A 16,936-nucleotide genomic window follows, 5' to 3' on the forward strand; every position below is an offset into this window, starting at 1 on the left:
GGCGTTACGGCTGTCATCGCGCGTGGACAGCCTCGGCTGCCTCGGTGAATTCCTTGAGCCAACGCAGCACCTCGACCGCTTCCCAGCGGGTTGGGTCGTACAAGGCGTACAGCAGGCCCTTGTAGCCGACCACATCCAGCGGTCGGTGATAGCCGGCACGCTGGAACAGCGCCTCGACCTCGGCAAAACAGGTGTTGAAGTGCAGCTTGCTGAATGGGGTCTTGCCTTCGGTAACCAGGCCGTCGAGACGCAGTTCCAGCACGGCTTCGCGAACTACGTCCGGGGCCATGCGGTTGACGCTGTACTTGAGTTGTTCGACGTTGAGCATGGGCGAGTGATTATCCATATACTGTATCTTTATACAGCATAAGGCAGCCGTCCGAGACCCGTCAATTGCCCCGACATGTCGATAATGGGCTATACAAAGGATTATGCCGCGCAATGGCACTGAACCTTCAGGATCACCCTCACTCGAAATATCCAGACGCCACCCATATGGAGATCAACATGGCCACCCCGAGCACCAAAGCAGCCCAAGAAGTTCTCAAAGCCGATTTTCAGACCCTGGTCCGTGACACCGAGAAACTTCTCGAACACACCGCCAGCATCGCCGGCACCCAGGCCGAAGAACTGCGCGCGCAGATCAACGAGAGCCTGCTGAAGGCTCGCGAGTCGCTGCAGCAGACCAAAGAAACCGCAGCCGAGCGCAGCCAGGAGGCCGTAGTCGCAGCCGAAGGCTACGTACAGGAAAACCCATGGCAGTCCGTCGGCATCGCCGCAGGCGTAGGCTTCCTTCTGGGCCTGCTGGCCACAAGGCACTGATATGTCCCTCCTCGACTCGGATACCACAGACAACAGCACCGGCTCCACCTCTCGGCGCCTGGGTGCTGCCATGCTCGGCCTGCTTCGCAGTCATGTCGAACTGTTCGGCATCGAGTTGCAGGAGCAGAAATCTCGAACCGTCAGCCTGTTGCTGTTCGCAGGCCTGGCCCTGGTCTTCGCCTTGCTGGCACTGGTGGCGTTGTCCGGGCTCATTCTGATTCTGCTGTGGGACAACTACCGCATGGCCGGCATGGTCGGCCTGGCGGTGTTCTACGTACTGGCAGGTATTTTCTGCGCATTCCGCCTCAAGGCGGCTGTGTTCGATGAATCCTCGCCATTCAGTGGGACACTGGAAGAACTGGCCAATGACCGGGAGCGCCTGCTGCCATGAGCCGAAACGAACCTACCAGCGCCCAGTCACGGCGCGACATGCGCAAGTCGTTGATTCGCCTGCGCATGGAAATGCATCGCCAGGAGTTGCGGCACGAGTCGCGGCAACTGGTAAATCCGCTCAACCGCCTGCGCGGATTGGGTCAATCGGTGCAGACCGGCATGGGTATCAAGCATGCCTCGCTGTGGGGCATCGCAGGCGTCACCCTGATGGGCTTCCTGACCGGACGCGGGGCTGGCAACAGCGCCCGTGCGCCGGTAGTCGCGCCGGTGCGTGGTCCGGGCCGTCTTTCGCGGCTGGCCAAGGTCGGCACGTTACTGTTACCGGTGATCAAGCTGGCCATGCAGGGCTCTTCGCGCAGACGCTAGGCTTGGCTGAAAGAGCAACCCGGGTGCGGTCGTAAACGTATCCGGGTTGCTTTTTTTTGCCTGACATTCCTGGCTGCACCTACCTGCTCAATACGTTCAAGGCCCGATGCCAGCCTTGCCAGCCAGCCCTCGCAGGCCGACACTGCAGGCTCGATCGGGTCCCGGAGGAATCGCCTTGGATTGGCACACACTGCTTACACGCGAACGCTTGGGCAAGCCCCTGCACAGCCCGGAAGAACTGGGCCGCAGCCCGTTCCACAAGGATCACGACCGCATCATCTTTTCCGGCGCCTTCCGCCGGCTGGGGCGCAAGACCCAGGTCCACCCGGTGTCGAGCAACGACCACATCCATACGCGCCTTACCCATTCGCTGGAAGTCAGTTGCGTGGGCCGCTCCCTGGGCATGCGCGTGGGCGAAACCCTGCGCGACCAGCTGCCGCAATGGTGCGAGCCCAGCGACCTGGGCATGGTCGTGCAGTCGGCCTGCCTGGCGCACGACATCGGCAATCCGCCCTTCGGCCATTCCGGTGAAGACGCCATTCGCCACTGGTTCCGCCAGGCAGCCGGGCGTGGCTGGCTCGACGCGATGAGCGAAGTGGAGCGGGACGACTTCCTCAATTTCGAAGGCAATGCCCAAGGCTTCAGGGTGCTCACCCAGCTCGAGTATCACCAGTTCGACGGGGGTACCCGGCTGACCTACGCAACTCTGGGCACCTACCTCAAGTACCCCTGGACGGCGCGCCACGCCGATGCATTGGGCTACAAGAAGCACAAGTTCGGTTGCTACCAGAGCGAACTGCCGCTGCTCGAACAGATCGCCGGCAAGCTGGGTCTGCCATTGCTCGAAGAGCAGCGTTGGGCCCGGCATCCGCTGGTGTACCTGATGGAGGCCGCAGACGACATCTGCTATGGCCTGATCGACCTGGAAGACGGCCTGGAAATGGAGCTGCTCGACTACGCCGAAGTCGAAGCACTGTTGCTCGACCTGGTAGGCGATGACATCCCGGACACCTATCGCCAGCTCGGCCCACTGGACTCGCGGCGGCGCAAGCTGGCGATCCTGCGCGGCAAGGCCATCGAGCACCTGACCAATGCTGCCGCGCGCGCGTTCGTCGAACAACAGCAGGCGCTGCTGGCGGGCCAGCTCAGCGGCGATCTGGTCGAGCACATGCATGGTCCGGCCAAGCGCTGCGTGCTCGACGCCAAGGACATGGCGCGCAAGAAGATTTTCCAGGACAAGCGCAAGACCCTGCACGAGATCGGCGCCTACACCACCCTTGAAGTGCTGCTCAATGCGTTCTGCGGGGCGGCGCTGGAGCAGCACACCACAGGCAGGTTGTCTTTCAAGCACCAGCGCATTCTCGATCTGCTGGGGCACAACGCGCCGCAGCCGGACTGGCCGCTGCACAAGTCGTTCCTGCGCATGATCGATTTCATCGCAGGCATGACCGACAGTTATGCCGCAGAGATGGCTGGCGAAATGACCGGGCGCTCGAACTCGTTCTAGTCTGTAGCGTGGAAATAAACGAATACAAACGATAGTTGACTCTTTGGAATCAAACTATCTTTGTATTCCGTTACGTTTATATCTGTAGGAAGTTTCCTAGAATCACTCTTTCCCGAGTCCATTCGTATGCCCTTCGAAGCAACTGGGCTAAGGTGCGCGCTTTTACTGGATCGTTCAGGAGAGGCTGCATGCGTAATGTATTCATCATCGATGATCACCCTGTCATTCGGCTCGCCGTCAGAATGCTTCTGGAAAACGAAGGCTACTGCGTCGTAGGCGAAAGCGACAACGGGGTGGATGCCATGCAGATGGTGCGCGAGTGCCAGCCTGACTTGCTGATTCTCGATATCAGCATTCCCAAGCTCGACGGGCTCGAAGTACTGACCCGCTTCCATGGCATGAACGTCCCCTACAAGATCCTGGTACTGACCGCTCAGGCCCCGGCCCTGTTCGCCATACGATGCATGCAGTCGGGCGCCGCCGGTTTCGTCTGCAAGCAGGAGGCCCTGAGCGAGTTGATCAGTGCCGTCCGCGCAGTGTTCTCTGGTTACAACTACTTTCCCAGCCAAGCGTTGATTCCGTCACGAGAAGATGAAGGCCAACTTCAGGAACTCGAACTGTTCAAGACCATCAACGACCGCGAGTTGATGGTCTTGCAGTTGTTCGCGCAGGGCCGCAGCAACAAGGAAATTGCCACAGGCATGTTTCTCAGCAACAAGACAGTCAGTACCTACAAGAAACGCCTGATGCAGAAACTTCAGGCGAACTCATTGGTTGAACTTATCGAAATGGCCAAGCGCAACGCGCTGGTGTGACTGCACACATGAACATCATCGACCCACTCAACGTTTTGACCGGCGGTAACAGCGCGCTCACGCGGCGACTGCTCGAGGAAGTGCTGCGCAGTTGCACGGAGGATAGCCAGCGACTGCTTGCCATTGCCGACGACCACCACCAGGGCGTGGTGGAGATTGCTCACAAGATCAATGGCGCCGCTCGCATCGTCCAGGCGCACGCGGTCTATGAAGCGTGCCTGGCGCTGGAAGCAAGCCACCCATGGGACGATCTGCGTCCGGGACGTGAGGCCTTGCACCTGGCGTTGCTGGAATTGCAGACGCAGTTGCGCCTGGCACTGGCCGGGCTGGGCGAGTAGGTGCAGGGCAAGTCATTTGTCACTGAATCAGGCAGGCGCCTGGCTTAACTGGTAGACTGCGCCGCGATATTACCTAAGAGGATTGTTTCATGGCCACTAACCGCTCCCGTCGTCTGCGCAAAAAACTGTGCGTCGACGAATTCCAGGAATTGGGTTTCGAATTGAACCTGGACTTCAAGGAGGATTTGGCTGACGAGCAGATCGACGCATTCCTCGATGCGTTCCTGACCGAAGCAATGGACGCCAACGGCCTCGACTATGTTGGCGGCGACGACTTCGGTCTGGTTTGCCTGGCCAAGCGTGGTTCCGTCACCGAAGAGCACCGCGCTATCGTCGAAGCCTGGCTCAAGGGTCGCAGCGAACTGACCCGCGTCGAAGTCAGCCCATTGCTGGACGCCTGGCACCCAGAGAAGCCGATCAACTCGGCAGCTTGATGTACCGCTGAAAAAGGCCATCTTCGGATGGCCTTTTTTGTGGGCGCGATTCGCTAACGGGGTACCGCTGCGGCGGCGTGGGCGCGCGCTACGCGCGATGCGCTCTGCCTGCCCAGCGCGAGCATGATCGACTGCCCTACCTGCACGACCTGCGCCAGATCCACGCCGGTAGCGATGCCCAGCCCGTGCAGCAGGTAGAGGACGTCCTCGGTCGCGACGTTGCCGCTGGCGCCCGGCGCGTAGGGGCAACCGCCCAGCCCCGCCACCGAGCTGTCGAACACCTGCAGGCCTTCCAGCAGGCAGGCGTAGATGTTCGCCACGGCCTGGCCATACGTATCGTGAAAGTGTCCGGCCAGATGCGCTCGGGGCACGCGCTGTGCAACCACCTCAATCAGTTGTCGCGCAGCCCCAGGCGTACCGACGCCGAGGGTGTCGCCCAGGGAAATCTCGTAGCAGCCCATCTGCAGCATGGCGCTGGCCACGTCGCGCACCTGCACCGCAGCGATCTCGCCTTCGTACGGACACCCGAGCACGCATGACACGTAGCCACGCACCTTGATACCGCGCTGGGCGGCGGCCGCCAGAACCGGTTCGAAGCGCTGCAGACTTTGTGCGATGGAGCAGTTGATGTTGCGCTGGGAGAAGGATTCAGACGCCGCGGCAAACACCGCCACCTCCGATGCACCAGCTTGAATGGCGGCCTCGAAGCCTTGCAGGTTCGGCGTCAGTGCCGCGTAGGTCACCCCCGGCGAACGCTGGATGGCGGAAAAGACCGCCGCGCTGTCGGCCATCTGCGGCACCCAGCGCGGCGACACGAAACTGCCGACCTCGACATGCTGCAAGCCCGCCGCGACCAGCGCGTCGACCAGCGCGACCTTGTCTTCGACGCGCACACGGCCCTGCTCGTTCTGCAACCCGTCACGGGGCCCGACCTCGACGATCCGCACCCGTTCAGGCAGCATGTTCGGCCTCCTGCAACTCGATCAATACCCTGCCTTCGCTGACCATCTCGCCCTCTTCGCAGCACAGCGCCTGAACCACGCCTGCGCGGTTGGCACGCACGGTGTGCTCCATCTTCATGGCCTCCAGCACCACCAAGCCATCGCCCAACGCCACCTGCTGGCCCGGACTGACCAACAGACGGACGATGCTGCCGTTCATGGGCGCAGCGAGCGAGTCGTCGGACGCATGGGCACCGGTGCCCGCCGCCAGGGAATCAACCAGCGCGACCTCGTAGGGGTCGCCTTGCCACTGCAGGTAGACGACGTCGCCGCGGCGGCCGATCAGCCGTGCTTCATCCGGGCCGGCGCAAGCGTTGCTCAAAGCCACCGTGCACAATCGGCTCTGGGCGCCACAGCGCAGGTCGAGCGTGGCTTGCGCAGGCATGAGTTGACGCCAACCGGTGACAGCGCTCCAGGGTGAATGCGGGTCTTGTTCACAGGCAACAAGCGGGGCCGAACGCAGGAAGGCACGCGCGGCGCTGTGCCAGAACGCTTCGGTCAGCGCCGGTGGCGCAGGCAACAGCGCGTCGGCGTGGCGTTCGATGAAGCCGGTGTCGATTCGGGACGCGGCGAACGCAGGCGTGGCAAGGATGCGCTGCAGCAGGGCCAGGTTGCTCTTGATACCGCCGACCGCCGTTTCGGCGAGCATCGCCAGCAGGCGCAGCCGGGCCTCTTCGCGATTTTCACCCCAGGCAATGAGCTTGGCGATCATCGGATCATAGAATGGCGAAATCACGTCGCCTTCGCGCACCGCGCTGTCCACTCGCCGACCGGGTCCGGCTGCCGGTTCCCGATACAGTGCCAATTGCCCACTGGCAGGCAGGAACCCGCCTGCTGGATCTTCGGCATACAGGCGCACCTCGATGGCGTGCCCGAACAGGGGAACCTGCGCCTGGGTCAGCGGCAGGGCTTCACCACGCGCGACGCGAATCTGCCAGGCCACCAGGTCCAGCCCGGTGATCGCTTCGGTCACCGGATGCTCGACCTGCAGGCGGGTATTCATCTCCATGAAGTAGAAACGCCCTTCCCCATCCAGCAGGAACTCCACCGTGCCTGCGCCCACATAGCCAATCGCCTGGGCTGCGCGCACCGCGGCTTCGCCCATGGCCTGGCGCAGGGAGGCATCGAGCCCCGGTGCCGGTGCTTCCTCCAGTACTTTCTGATGCCGTCGCTGGATGGAGCAATCCCGCTCGTGCAGATAGAGGCAATGCCCGTGTGCGTCGGCGAAGACCTGGATCTCCACGTGCCGGGGTGCCACCAGGTATTTCTCGACCAGCATATGACCGTCGCCGAAGGCTGCCACGGCCTCTCGCCGCGCCGAGTCCAGGGCAGGTGCCAGTTCGGCGGCGCACTCGGCCACCTTCATGCCCTTGCCGCCACCTCCGGCAGCGGCCTTGAGCAGCACCGGGTAGCCGATGCGCTGCGCCGCATCGGCGAAGGTCGACAGGTCCTGGGCCTGGCCGTGGTATCCGGGCACCAGCGGCACTCCGGCGCGCTCCATCAGGGCCTTGGCCGCCGACTTGCTGCCCATGGCTTCGATGGCCTCGGCGGGCGGGCCGATGAACAGGATGCCCTCAAGCGCCAGGCGCCGGGCGAATGCGGCGTTTTCCGAAAGAAAGCCGTAGCCGGGATGGACCGCGTCGGCGCCACAGGTCAAGGCAGCGGCAACCACCTTGTCGATCTGCAGGTAGCTGTCGGCGGGTTTGCTGCCACCCAGGGGGATGGCCAGATCGGCCTCGTGCACATGGCGGGCATCGGCGTCGGCGTCGCTGTAGATGGCCACGCTGCGGATGCCCATGGCCCTGGCGGTGCGGATGATGCGGCAGGCGATCTCGCCACGGTTGGCGATCAGCAGCGTTGCCACGGTCTGCGGGAGTGGCTTCATGGGGTTACCTCTGCCCAGGCGGGCGCGCGTTTATCGAAGAAGGCCTGCATGCCTTCCTGGCCCTCGGCGCCAGTGCGCAGCCGGGCGATCAGAGCCTGCGCCTGGGCCTGGCGTGGCGCCGTGACCTGGCCATCGCCGATAGCCAGCAGCAGCGCCTTGCAGGCGCGCATCGCTTCGGGACCGTTACCCAGCAGACGCCGTTGCCACGCCTGTACCGCCCGTTCCAGTTCGGCGCGCGGATACACTTCGTCGAGCAATCCCAGTTCGCGGGCTCGCACGGCATCGAAACGCTCGGCGCTGAGCGCATAGCGGCGCGCGGCGCGCGAGCCGATGGCCTGGACCACGTAGGGACTGATCACCGCCGGCGCCAGGCCCAAGCGCACTTCACTGAGACTGAACAGCGCGTCGTCGGCTCCGATGGCCATGTCACAGCAACTGACCAGGCCCATTGCCCCGGCGAACGCGGCACCCTGCACCACCGCGACGGTGGGCAGCGGCAGCCGCTGCAGCTGCTCCATCAGCTCGCTCAGACGCGTGGCCTCGGCGAGGTTTTCCGCGTAGCTCAGCCGGGCACTGGCTTGCATCCAGGCCAGATCGGCACCGGCGCTGAAGTGTTGCCCATGGCCACGCAGGAACATGAAGCGCAACCCTGGCCGCTGGCTGATGTGGTCGAAAGCCTGGCGCAGCTCCTCCAGCATGAGCGCATTGAATGCGTTGTTCTTGTCCGGTCGATCGAGCCAGACGCTGGCCACGTGTTCGGCGCTGATGTGCAGCTGTATCGTGGAGAATTCGTGCATACCCTGATCCCCGATTCCTGATAAATGCATGGGCTACATGCGGAAGACGCCGAAGCGGGTTTCGGCCAGCGGCGCGTTCAACGCCGCTGATAAACCCAGCGCCAGTACGGTTCGGGTTTGCGCAGGATCGATCACGCCGTCGTCCCACAGACGTGCCGAGGAATAGAACGCGTGGGCCTGTTGTTCGTACTGCGCCACCATGGGCTCGGCCAGTTGCCGGGCCTGTTCGTCGCTGAACGCCTGACCCTGGCGCTGGGCCTGCTCCTGCTTGACCTGGACCAGCACGCCGGCCGCTTGCTGGGCGCCCATCACGCCGATCTTGGCGTTCGGCCACATCCACAGGAAGCGCGGATCGTAGGCGCGCCCGCACATCCCGTAATTGCCCGCGCCGTAGCTGGCACCGATGATCACGGTGAACTTGGGCACCTTGGCGCAGGCCACCGCCGTGACCAGCTTGGCGCCGTGCTTGGCGATACCGCCGGCCTCGTATTTCTGGCCGACCATGAAGCCGGTGATGTTCTGCAGGAACACCAGGGGTATTCCACGCTGGCACGCCAACTCGATGAAGTGCGCGCCCTTCTGCGCGGCTTCGGCGAACAGCACGCCGTTGTTTGCCAGGAGGGCCACCGGGTAGCCATGGATATGGGCGAATCCACAGATCAGGGTCGGGCCGAACAGCGCCTTGAACTCGTCGAAGGCCGAGTCGTCGACGATGCGCGCGATGATTTCGTGGATCGGCAGTGGCTGCTTGGGATCAGTGGGGACCAGACCGTAGATCTCGTCTGCGGCATGGCGTGGCGGCCGCGGTTCGATACAGGCCAGCCAGCCCTGCTTGCGTCCGTTCAGATGGGCGACGCAGCGCCGGGCGATGGCCAGTGCGTGCTGGTCGTTTTCGGCGTAGTGATCCGCCACCCCCGACTGCCGGCAATGCAGGTCGGCACCGCCGAGGGCCTGCGCGCTGACCACCTCGCCGGTGGCGGCCTTGACCAGCGGCGGGCCAGCCAGAAAGATGGTCGCCTGATCGCGAACCATGATGGTCTCGTCACTCATGGCCGGCACATAGGCGCCCCCGGCCGTGCACGAGCCCAGCACCACGGCGATCTGGGCGATGCCCTGGGCGCTCATGTTGGCCTGGTTGAAGAAGATCCGCCCGAAGTGCTCGCGGTCTGGAAACACTTCGTCCTGACGCGGCAGGTTGGCGCCCCCGGAGTCGACCAGGTACAAACAGGGCAGGCGGTTATGCTGGGCGATTTCCTGGGCGCGCAGATGCTTCTTCACGGTCAGCGGGTAATAGCTGCCGCCTTTGACCGTGGCATCGTTGGCGATGATCATGCACTCGACGCCGGACACCCGTCCGATACCGGTGATCAAACCGGCAGCGGCGACCTGTTCGGGATACACCTCATGGGCGGCCAGCAGGCCCAATTCGAGGAAGGCCGAGCCTGGGTCGAGCAGCACGTCGATACGCTGCCGCGGCAGCAGCTTGCCGCGCGCGACATGCCGCGCCTGCGCCGCTTCACCACCGCCCTGGTGAATCTGCGCCGCGCACTGCTGCAGCGTTTCGAGCTGCCGCAGCATGGCTTCGCGATTGGCGGCGAAGTCGGCGGAACGGGTGTTGATCTGGGTGTGCAGAATGGCCATGGGCATTTCCTGTGCGAATACGGCACCAGAGGGACGCGTCAGCGGTTGCGGGCTCAGCGGGTCTGCTCGAACAGCTCGCGGCCGATCAGCATGCGACGGATCTCGCTGGTGCCTGCGCCGATCTCGTACAGCTTGGCGTCACGCCATAGCCGCCCGGCGGGAAATTCGTTGATGTAGCCATTGCCGCCGAGGATCTGGATGGCTTCACCGGCCAGCCAGGTGGCTTTTTCGGCGGCATACAGAATGACCCCGGCGCAGTCCTTGCGCACCTGGCGCACGGGTGCCTGGCCCAGTGCATCGAGGTGCCGGCCCACGGCGTAGAGGTACGCCCGGCATGCCTGCTGGGTGGTGTACATGTCGGCCAGCTTGCCCTGGATGAGCTGAAACTCACCAATGCTCTGGCCGAACTGCTGGCGATCGTGGACGTACGGCAACACCAGGTCCATGGCCGCCTGCATCAACCCCAGGGGGCCACCGCTGAGCACGGCGCGCTCGTAGTCCAGGCCACTCATCAGCACACCGACGCCCTGCCCCGTCTGGCCCAGCACGTTCTGCAGCGGCACTTCGACGTCCTGGAACACCAGCTCGCCGGTGTGCGAGCCGCGCATGCCCAGCTTGTCGAGTTTCTGCGCGACGCTGAAGCCGGGCGCGCCTTTCTCCAGGATGAACGCAGTGATGCCCTTGGCGCCGGCCGCCATGTCGGTCTTGGCGTAGACCACCAGCACGTCGCAGTCCGGGCCGTTGGTGATCCACATCTTGGTGCCGTTGAGCACGTAGCGGTCGCCCTTGAGGTCGGCGCGCAAGCGCATGGAAACCACGTCGGAACCAGCGTTGGGCTCGCTCATGGCGAGTGCACCGATGTGTTCGCCGCTGATCAGCTTCGGCAGGTAGCGGGCCTTCTGTTCGGCAGTGCCGTTGCGGTTGATCTGGTTGACGCAGAGGTTGGAATGGGCGGCGTAGGACAAACCGATGGCCCCGGAGCCGCGGGAGATTTCCTCCATCGCGACCATGTGCGCCAGGTAGCCCATGCCCGTCCCGCCCCACTCTTCGGCCACGGTCAGGCCCAGCAGGCCCATGTCGCCGAACTTGCGCCACAGGTCGGCAGGAAACTGGTCGCTGCGATCGGCCTCGGCGGCACGCGGGGTGATCTCGCGCGCCACGAAGGCAGCCACGGAATCGCGCAGCATGTCGATGTCTTCGCCAAGGAAGAAATCCAGTCCCGGTACTGAAATCATGTTCGCCACCCACTTGTTGTTTTTTTTGGGGAGAAAGCTGTTGAGCACAATCATCTTGCAGGAAACGTTACAGGGGGCACTGCGCACCGCAGACGCGCTCCGGTCAAGTCTGCAGCGCGGCGCGGCAGCGTTCTTCAGCGGTGTCGAGCTCCACCTGCATCTGTTCGATGTCCAGCATCTGCTGCTGCAACTGCGCCCGGCGCTCGGTGATTTTCTCCAGAAAACGGTCGAGTTGCTTGCGGTTGCCCGACGGGTCGTACATGTCGATGAGCTCTTTGCATTCGGCCAGGGAGAAGCCGATGCGCTTGCCGCGCAGGATCAGTTTCATCGCCACCAGGTCGCGCGGCGCATAGATCCGCTCCTGGCCACGGCGCGTCGGCGTGACCATGCCCTGCTCTTCATAGAAACGCAGGGTCCTGGGCGTTACGTCCAACAACTGGGCTATGTCGGAAATGCTGTAGGTCGTGCTCACGTCGATCGACTTCCTGGTGCTTTACGTTAACGTAAACGTCAGCGAGAGGCCTGTCAATACACGCCGCTGTGCTATCGAGGGGCGGGAAGTCTCGGGACGCGATCCTGGGAGCGCGTCATCGGCAGCGGTCAGGCGAAGGCCGGCACACCGCTGTGGAAGCGAAATTCGGGGTCGGGCGTTTCGATCAGTTCGGCTTCGGCCACGCGAACCCTGTCGACGGTCTGGGCGATATCGGCGGCATCGCCGTATTGATGCGCCAGTTTCAGGTAGCCCTGGTAATGCCGCGCTTCGCTCATGAGCAGGCCGTTGTAGAAGGTACCCAGCTCTTCGTCCAGATGCGGCACCAGAGCCGCGAAACGCTCGCAGCTGCGCGCTTCGATGAAAGCGCCAACCACCAGGGTATCGACCAGCTTGACGGGCTCGTGGTTGCGCACCTGCTTGCGCAGCGACGAGGCATAACGGCTCGCCGACAGGGGTTGCAGTTCGATCTTGCGGCGCTTCATCAGACGCAGGACCTGCTCGTGATGCACCAGCTCCTCGCGGGCCAGGCGCGACATCATATTGATCAGATCGGCATGGGTGCAGTACTTGGCGATCAGGCTCAGGGCCGTGGAGGCTGCCTTGAATTCGCAGTTCTTGTGGTCGATCAGCAGGGTGTGCTGGTCGGCCAGCGCGGCCTGGACCCAGGCATCGGGCGTAGGGCAGCCGAGAAAGGCATGAATTTCAGACAACATGGCCAGGCACCTGGAAAAAAGGGGGCGATTATACCCAGCTCGCCTGCAACTAGGTATGTGCGCCGAACGACCGGCGCTGCGAGGCGATCAGTCGCTTTTCTTGCGGATCCAGTAGCGGTAGGTACCGCCCTCCTCGTCCTGCTGAACCAGCTCATGGCCCAGGAATACGCAGAACTTGGGGATGTCGCGACGGGTCGAGGGGTCGGTGGCAATGACTTTCAGCAGGCCGCCTGCAGGCAGGTCGCGCACATGCTGGTGCAGCATCATCACCGGTTCCGGACAGCTCAGGCCGGTGGCATCCAGGGTACGGTCGGCAGGCAAGGTTTGGGTCATGAAAAGCTCCAGGTCAAGCGGGCATTCAGGCGCACGTTCGAAACCAATAGTGTAGCGCCAGCGCGCGGTCCGAGCGCAGCGTGCGACGCCAGGCCGCAGCGCTCGGATCGATCAGCGCCGGCCGCCGTCGAGTCGACGCAGGTGGCAGGTGACTTCCTCGCGGTCATGGTAGAGCTGCTTGCAGCCGATCTGCACCTTGATGCCGCGCGCCTTGAAACCCTCTTCGATGCGCTCGAGCAAGCGCCGGACTTCGGCATAGCGCTGCTTCATCGGCAGCTTCAGATTGACCACCGCTTCGCGGCAGAGGTTCTCGCCCAGCCAGGTTTCCAGCAAGGCGGCGTTGCGCGCCGGCTTCTCGACGATGTCGCAGACCATCCAGTCTACCGTCTGCTTGGGCCGATAGGTGAAGCCGTCGGCCATCAGATGGGTGACCAGTCCGGTGTCCATCAGGCTCTGTGCCATGGGCCCGTTGTCGATAGCGGTAACCAGCATGCCGCGGCGTACCAGCTGGTAGGTCCAGCCACCGGGTGCGGCGCCCAGGTCGACACCGGTCATGTCGCCGTGCAGGCGTTCGTCCCATTGCTCGCGGGGAACGAAGTGATGCCATGCCTCTTCGAGTTTCAGGGTCGAACGGCTGGGCGCTTCGCGGGGGAACTTGAGCCGCGGGATGCCCATGGGCCACATGGCGAAATTACCCGCGTCGGCCATGCCCAGGAAGACTTCGCGACCACTCTTGAAGGTCAGCAGCAGGCGCGGCAAGGCAGGATCGTCCACCAGCCTGCCAGCACCCAGCAGGGCCTTGCGCAGCGGTGCTTCGAACTTCTTGCAGAAATTCGACAGCTCCTTGCCATCGTTGGTGTCGAGCACTTCCAGCCACAGGCTGCCACACACTGGATAGGCCGCCAGGTGGTCGAGCAGCACGCTGATGCGGTCGGTTTCGGGCAACTGCACGAAATCGCCCCTGGCCCACTGCCGTGGAAATATCAAGTCACTAAAACGCAACTCGCGCATCAACCGCGCCGGACCGGCCGGTTCGTAGCAGATGAATTCGGCGCAGGCGGTCAGCGGCTTCGCCTTGGCATACCCGGCAACCCCCAGCCGTGCGGCGTGTTCGGCGATCTCCGAGCAGACCTCGCCTTCGAAGCCGGGGCGGCAATGCATAAACAGCGTATTCATAAAGAGACTTTCACCGCCGGGGTGCTCAAATCGGCGCATGATAAAGGAAATCGGAACCCTGGGCATGCACTGGAAGTCCCTGACTGAAAGAACCTGTTTATCCAGCCCGTGCCGTGCGGGCCTGAAAAGGAGCTGATCCATGTCCTCCCTCGATAGCCTGAAAAGCCTGAAGACGCTCGACGTCGCGGGCACGTCCTATCACTACTTCAGCCTGCCCGATGCCGCCAACAGCCTGGGTGACCTGCAGAAACTGCCGATGTCGCTCAAGGTCCTGCTGGAAAACCTGCTGCGCTGGGAAGACGGCAAGACCGTGACCGGTGCCGATCTGCAGGCTCTGGCCGATTGGCTGCACAAGCGCCGTTCCGATCGCGAGATTCAATACCGCCCGGCACGGGTGCTGATGCAGGATTTCACCGGGGTACCGGCGGTGGTCGACCTCGCCGCCATGCGCGCGGCCGTGGCCAAGGCCGGCGGTGACCCGCAGCGAATCAATCCGTTGTCGCCGGTGGACCTGGTGATCGACCATTCGGTCATGGTCGACCGTTATGCCACCGGGCAGGCATTCGAGGAAAACGTCGACATCGAGATGGAGCGCAATGGCGAGCGCTATGCGTTCCTGCGCTGGGGTCAGAGCGCGTTCGACAACTTCAGCGTGGTCCCGCCGGGCACCGGCATCTGCCACCAGGTCAACCTCGAATACCTTGGCCGCACCGTCTGGACCAAGGAAGAAGACGGCCGCACCTACGCCTTTCCCGACACCCTGGTGGGTACCGACTCCCACACCACCATGATCAACGGCCTGGGGGTACTGGGCTGGGGCGTCGGCGGTATCGAAGCGGAAGCCGCCATGCTCGGCCAGCCGGTGTCGATGCTGATTCCCGAGGTCATTGGCTTCAAGCTCACCGGCAAGCTCAAGGAAGGCATCACGGCCACCGACCTGGTGCTGACCGTGACGCAGATACTGCGCAAGAAAGGCGTCGTGGGCAAGTTCGTCGAATTCTACGGTGATGGCCTGGCCGATCTGCCCCTGGCCGACCGCGCGACCATTGCCAACATGGCGCCGGAGTACGGTGCCACCTGCGGTTTCTTCCCGGTGGATGACGTGACCCTGGGTTACCTGCGCCTGTCCGGACGCCCGGAAGCCACCGTGCAATTGGTCGAAGCCTATTGCAAGGCGCAGGGCATGTGGCGCCTGCCCGGCCAGGAGCCGGTATTCAGCGATACCCTGGGGCTGGACATGGGTGAGGTCGAGGCCAGCCTGGCAGGGCCGAAGCGCCCGCAGGATCGCGTGGCACTGCCCAAGGTCAGCGCGGCGTTCGACGATTTCATCGGCCTGCAGCTCAAGCCGACCAGCAAGGAAGAAGGCCGCCTGGAAAGCGAGGGCGGCGGTGGCGTGGCGGTGGGCAACGCCGACCAGACCGAGGGCACGCCGTATACCTGGCGCGGCCAGACGCACAATCTGCAGCACGGCGCAGTGGTCATTGCGGCCATCACCTCGTGCACCAATACCTCCAACCCCAGCGTGATGATGGCCGCCGGCCTGGTGGCGAAGAAGGCGGTCGAGAAAGGCCTGACCACCAAGCCGTGGGTCAAGACTTCCCTGGCCCCCGGCTCCAAAGTGGTGACCGACTACTATCGGGCTGCGGGCTTGACCCAGTATCTGGACACGCTGGGCTTCGCCCTGGTCGGTTATGGCTGCACCACCTGCATCGGCAACTCGGGGCCGCTGGACGAGCCTATCGAGCAAGCCATCCAGAGCGCGGACCTGACCGTGGCTTCGGTGCTCTCGGGCAACCGCAACTTCGAGGGGCGGGTGCACCCGCTGGTGAAGACCAACTGGTTGGCATCACCACCACTGGTAGTCGCCTACGCCCTGGCCGGCAGTGTGCGTACCGACATCAGCAGTGAACCCTTGGGCACCGGCAGTGACGGCCAGCCGGTCTACCTGCGCGACATCTGGCCCACCCAGCAGGAGATTGCCGACGCAGTGGCCAAGGTCGACACCGCGATGTTCCACAAGGAGTACGCCGAGGTGTTCGCCGGCGATGCGCAATGGCAGGCAATCGAAGTGTCGCAGGCGCCTACCTACGTCTGGCAGGCCGACTCGACCTACATCCAGCATCCACCGTTTTTCGAGGATATCGCCGGTCCCGCGCCTGTGATCGCCGACGTGCAGGGCGCAAGCATTCTGGCGTTGCTGGGTGATTCGGTCACCACTGACCACATCTCCCCTGCGGGCAACATCAAGGCTGACAGTCCGGCGGGCCGTTATCTGCGCGACAAGGGCGTGGAACCGCGTGATTTCAACTCCTATGGATCGCGCCGGGGCAACCACGAAGTGATGATGCGCGGGACCTTTGCCAACATCCGTATCCGCAACGAAATGCTCGGGGGTGAAGAAGGTGGCAACACCTTGTTCATTCCTACGGGCGAGAAGCTGCCGATCTACGATGCGGCCATGCGCTACCAGCAGGCCGGCACACCGCTGGTGATCATTGCCGGCCAGGAGTATGGCACCGGTTCGAGCCGCGACTGGGCTGCCAAGGGGACCAATCTGCTGGGCGTCAAGGCCGTGGTGGCGGAGAGTTTCGAGCGTATCCACCGTTCCAACCTGGTGGGCATGGGCGTGCTGCCCTTGCAGTTCACCGACGGGCAGAGCCGCAAGAGCCTCGCCCTGACCGGCCGCGAGACCCTGGACATCGTCGGTTTGAGTGGTGCCCGGCTGCAGCCGCACATGCGCCTGGACCTGCGCATCCGCCGTGAGAACGGCCAGCAGGAAACCGTCGAACTGCTGTGCCGGATCGACACCCTCAACGAAGTGGAGTATTTCCGTTCCGGCGGTATCCTGCACTACGTCTTGCGCCAGTTGATTGGGAACCCGGTGGTGTAAAGCACCTGTAGGAGCGGTCAGCGGCCGCGAAAAGAACACCGCGGATGATCTGACATGCCGCGGTGTCTGGTTCGCGGCCGCGGACCGCTCCTACGGG

General features: G+C 63.5%; 18 protein-coding genes. 8 read left to right on the forward strand and 10 right to left on the reverse strand.

What is annotated here, in order from left to right; all coding sequences use genetic code 11:
* Positions 1-13: 13 nt before the first annotated feature.
* Positions 14-328 carry a transcriptional regulator gene (locus tag H7993_RS05470; RefSeq protein WP_122478820.1) on the reverse strand — a complete coding sequence of 105 codons (315 nt, stop codon included), beginning with the start codon at positions 326-328 and terminating at the stop codon, positions 14-16.
* 179 nt (positions 329-507) lie between these two features.
* On the opposite strand from H7993_RS05470, the gene H7993_RS05475 reads away from it, so the two are divergent.
* From H7993_RS05475 to H7993_RS05505, 7 genes are all read left to right on the forward strand, one after another.
* Entirely contained in the window at positions 508-822 is a 315-nt protein-coding gene (locus tag H7993_RS05475; RefSeq protein ID WP_122478822.1) for an ElaB/YgaM/YqjD family protein, read from the forward strand.
* 1 nt (position 823) lies between these two features.
* Entirely contained in the window at positions 824-1,213 is a 390-nt protein-coding gene (locus H7993_RS05480; protein ID WP_049859111.1) for a phage holin family protein, read from the forward strand.
* On the forward strand, positions 1,210-1,581 hold the full coding sequence (locus H7993_RS05485) for a hypothetical protein (RefSeq protein WP_185793716.1): 372 nt from the start codon (positions 1,210-1,212) through the stop codon (positions 1,579-1,581). Before H7993_RS05480 ends, H7993_RS05485 begins: the two co-directional genes overlap by 4 nt.
* Positions 1,582-1,756: 175 nt before the next feature.
* The gene (locus tag H7993_RS05490) at positions 1,757-3,088 is read left to right on the forward strand and encodes a deoxyguanosinetriphosphate triphosphohydrolase (protein WP_122478826.1); all 1,332 of its coding nucleotides are present in this window, start codon (positions 1,757-1,759) and stop codon (positions 3,086-3,088) included.
* Between the two features lie 188 nt (positions 3,089-3,276).
* Positions 3,277-3,903 carry a response regulator transcription factor gene (locus H7993_RS05495; protein WP_122478828.1) on the forward strand — a complete coding sequence of 209 codons (627 nt, stop codon included), beginning with the start codon at positions 3,277-3,279 and terminating at the stop codon, positions 3,901-3,903.
* An 8-nt stretch (positions 3,904-3,911) separates the two neighbouring features.
* A complete protein-coding gene (locus tag H7993_RS05500) occupies positions 3,912-4,241 on the forward strand; it encodes an Hpt domain-containing protein (RefSeq protein ID WP_185793717.1) in 330 nt (109 codons plus the stop codon).
* Between the two features lie 89 nt (positions 4,242-4,330).
* On the forward strand, positions 4,331-4,675 hold the full coding sequence (locus tag H7993_RS05505) for a YggL family protein (protein ID WP_185793718.1): 345 nt from the start codon (positions 4,331-4,333) through the stop codon (positions 4,673-4,675).
* 53 nt (positions 4,676-4,728) lie between these two features.
* On the opposite strand, the gene H7993_RS05510 is transcribed toward H7993_RS05505, so the two are convergent.
* The 9 genes from H7993_RS05510 to rlmM all read right to left on the reverse strand — a co-directional run bounded on the left by H7993_RS05510 (position 4,729) and on the right by rlmM (position 13,949).
* Complete coding sequence (locus tag H7993_RS05510) at positions 4,729-5,637, reverse strand: hydroxymethylglutaryl-CoA lyase (RefSeq protein WP_185793719.1); 909 nt, start codon at positions 5,635-5,637, stop codon at positions 4,729-4,731.
* Positions 5,627-7,561 (reverse strand): acetyl/propionyl/methylcrotonyl-CoA carboxylase subunit alpha, encoded by a 1,935-nt coding sequence (locus tag H7993_RS05515; RefSeq protein WP_185793720.1) that lies wholly within the window; start codon positions 7,559-7,561, stop codon positions 5,627-5,629. Before H7993_RS05515 ends, H7993_RS05510 begins: the two co-directional genes overlap by 11 nt.
* Positions 7,558-8,358 carry an enoyl-CoA hydratase-related protein gene (locus tag H7993_RS05520; protein WP_185793721.1) on the reverse strand — a complete coding sequence of 267 codons (801 nt, stop codon included), beginning with the start codon at positions 8,356-8,358 and terminating at the stop codon, positions 7,558-7,560. Before H7993_RS05520 ends, H7993_RS05515 begins: the two co-directional genes overlap by 4 nt.
* Before the next feature lie 33 nt (positions 8,359-8,391).
* Positions 8,392-9,999 carry a carboxyl transferase domain-containing protein gene (locus H7993_RS05525; RefSeq protein ID WP_185793722.1) on the reverse strand — a complete coding sequence of 536 codons (1,608 nt, stop codon included), beginning with the start codon at positions 9,997-9,999 and terminating at the stop codon, positions 8,392-8,394.
* Between the two features lie 53 nt (positions 10,000-10,052).
* Positions 10,053-11,231, reverse strand: coding sequence for an isovaleryl-CoA dehydrogenase (locus tag H7993_RS05530; protein WP_264382838.1), 1,179 nt, complete (start codon positions 11,229-11,231; stop codon positions 10,053-10,055).
* A 106-nt stretch (positions 11,232-11,337) separates the two neighbouring features.
* On the reverse strand, positions 11,338-11,706 hold the full coding sequence (locus tag H7993_RS05535; RefSeq protein WP_185793724.1) for a MerR family transcriptional regulator: 369 nt from the start codon (positions 11,704-11,706) through the stop codon (positions 11,338-11,340).
* Between the two features lie 128 nt (positions 11,707-11,834).
* On the reverse strand, positions 11,835-12,440 hold the full coding sequence (locus tag H7993_RS05540; protein ID WP_122478844.1) for a MiaE family protein: 606 nt from the start codon (positions 12,438-12,440) through the stop codon (positions 11,835-11,837).
* 87 nt (positions 12,441-12,527) lie between these two features.
* Positions 12,528-12,773 (reverse strand): sulfurtransferase TusA, encoded by a 246-nt coding sequence (tusA, locus tag H7993_RS05545; RefSeq protein ID WP_122712992.1) that lies wholly within the window; start codon positions 12,771-12,773, stop codon positions 12,528-12,530.
* 111 nt (positions 12,774-12,884) lie between these two features.
* A complete protein-coding gene (gene rlmM / locus H7993_RS05550; protein ID WP_185793725.1) occupies positions 12,885-13,949 on the reverse strand; it encodes a 23S rRNA (cytidine(2498)-2'-O)-methyltransferase RlmM in 1,065 nt (354 codons plus the stop codon).
* A gap of 139 nt (positions 13,950-14,088) precedes the next feature.
* Between rlmM and acnA the strand changes: the two genes are divergently transcribed.
* Complete coding sequence (gene acnA, locus H7993_RS05555) at positions 14,089-16,839, forward strand: aconitate hydratase AcnA (protein WP_185793726.1); 2,751 nt, start codon at positions 14,089-14,091, stop codon at positions 16,837-16,839.
* Positions 16,840-16,936: the final 97 nt, after the last annotated feature.

Origin of the sequence: Pseudomonas baltica (assembly GCF_014235765.1) — a bacterium.
Classification (GTDB): Bacteria; Pseudomonadota; Gammaproteobacteria; order Pseudomonadales; family Pseudomonadaceae; genus Aquipseudomonas; species Aquipseudomonas baltica.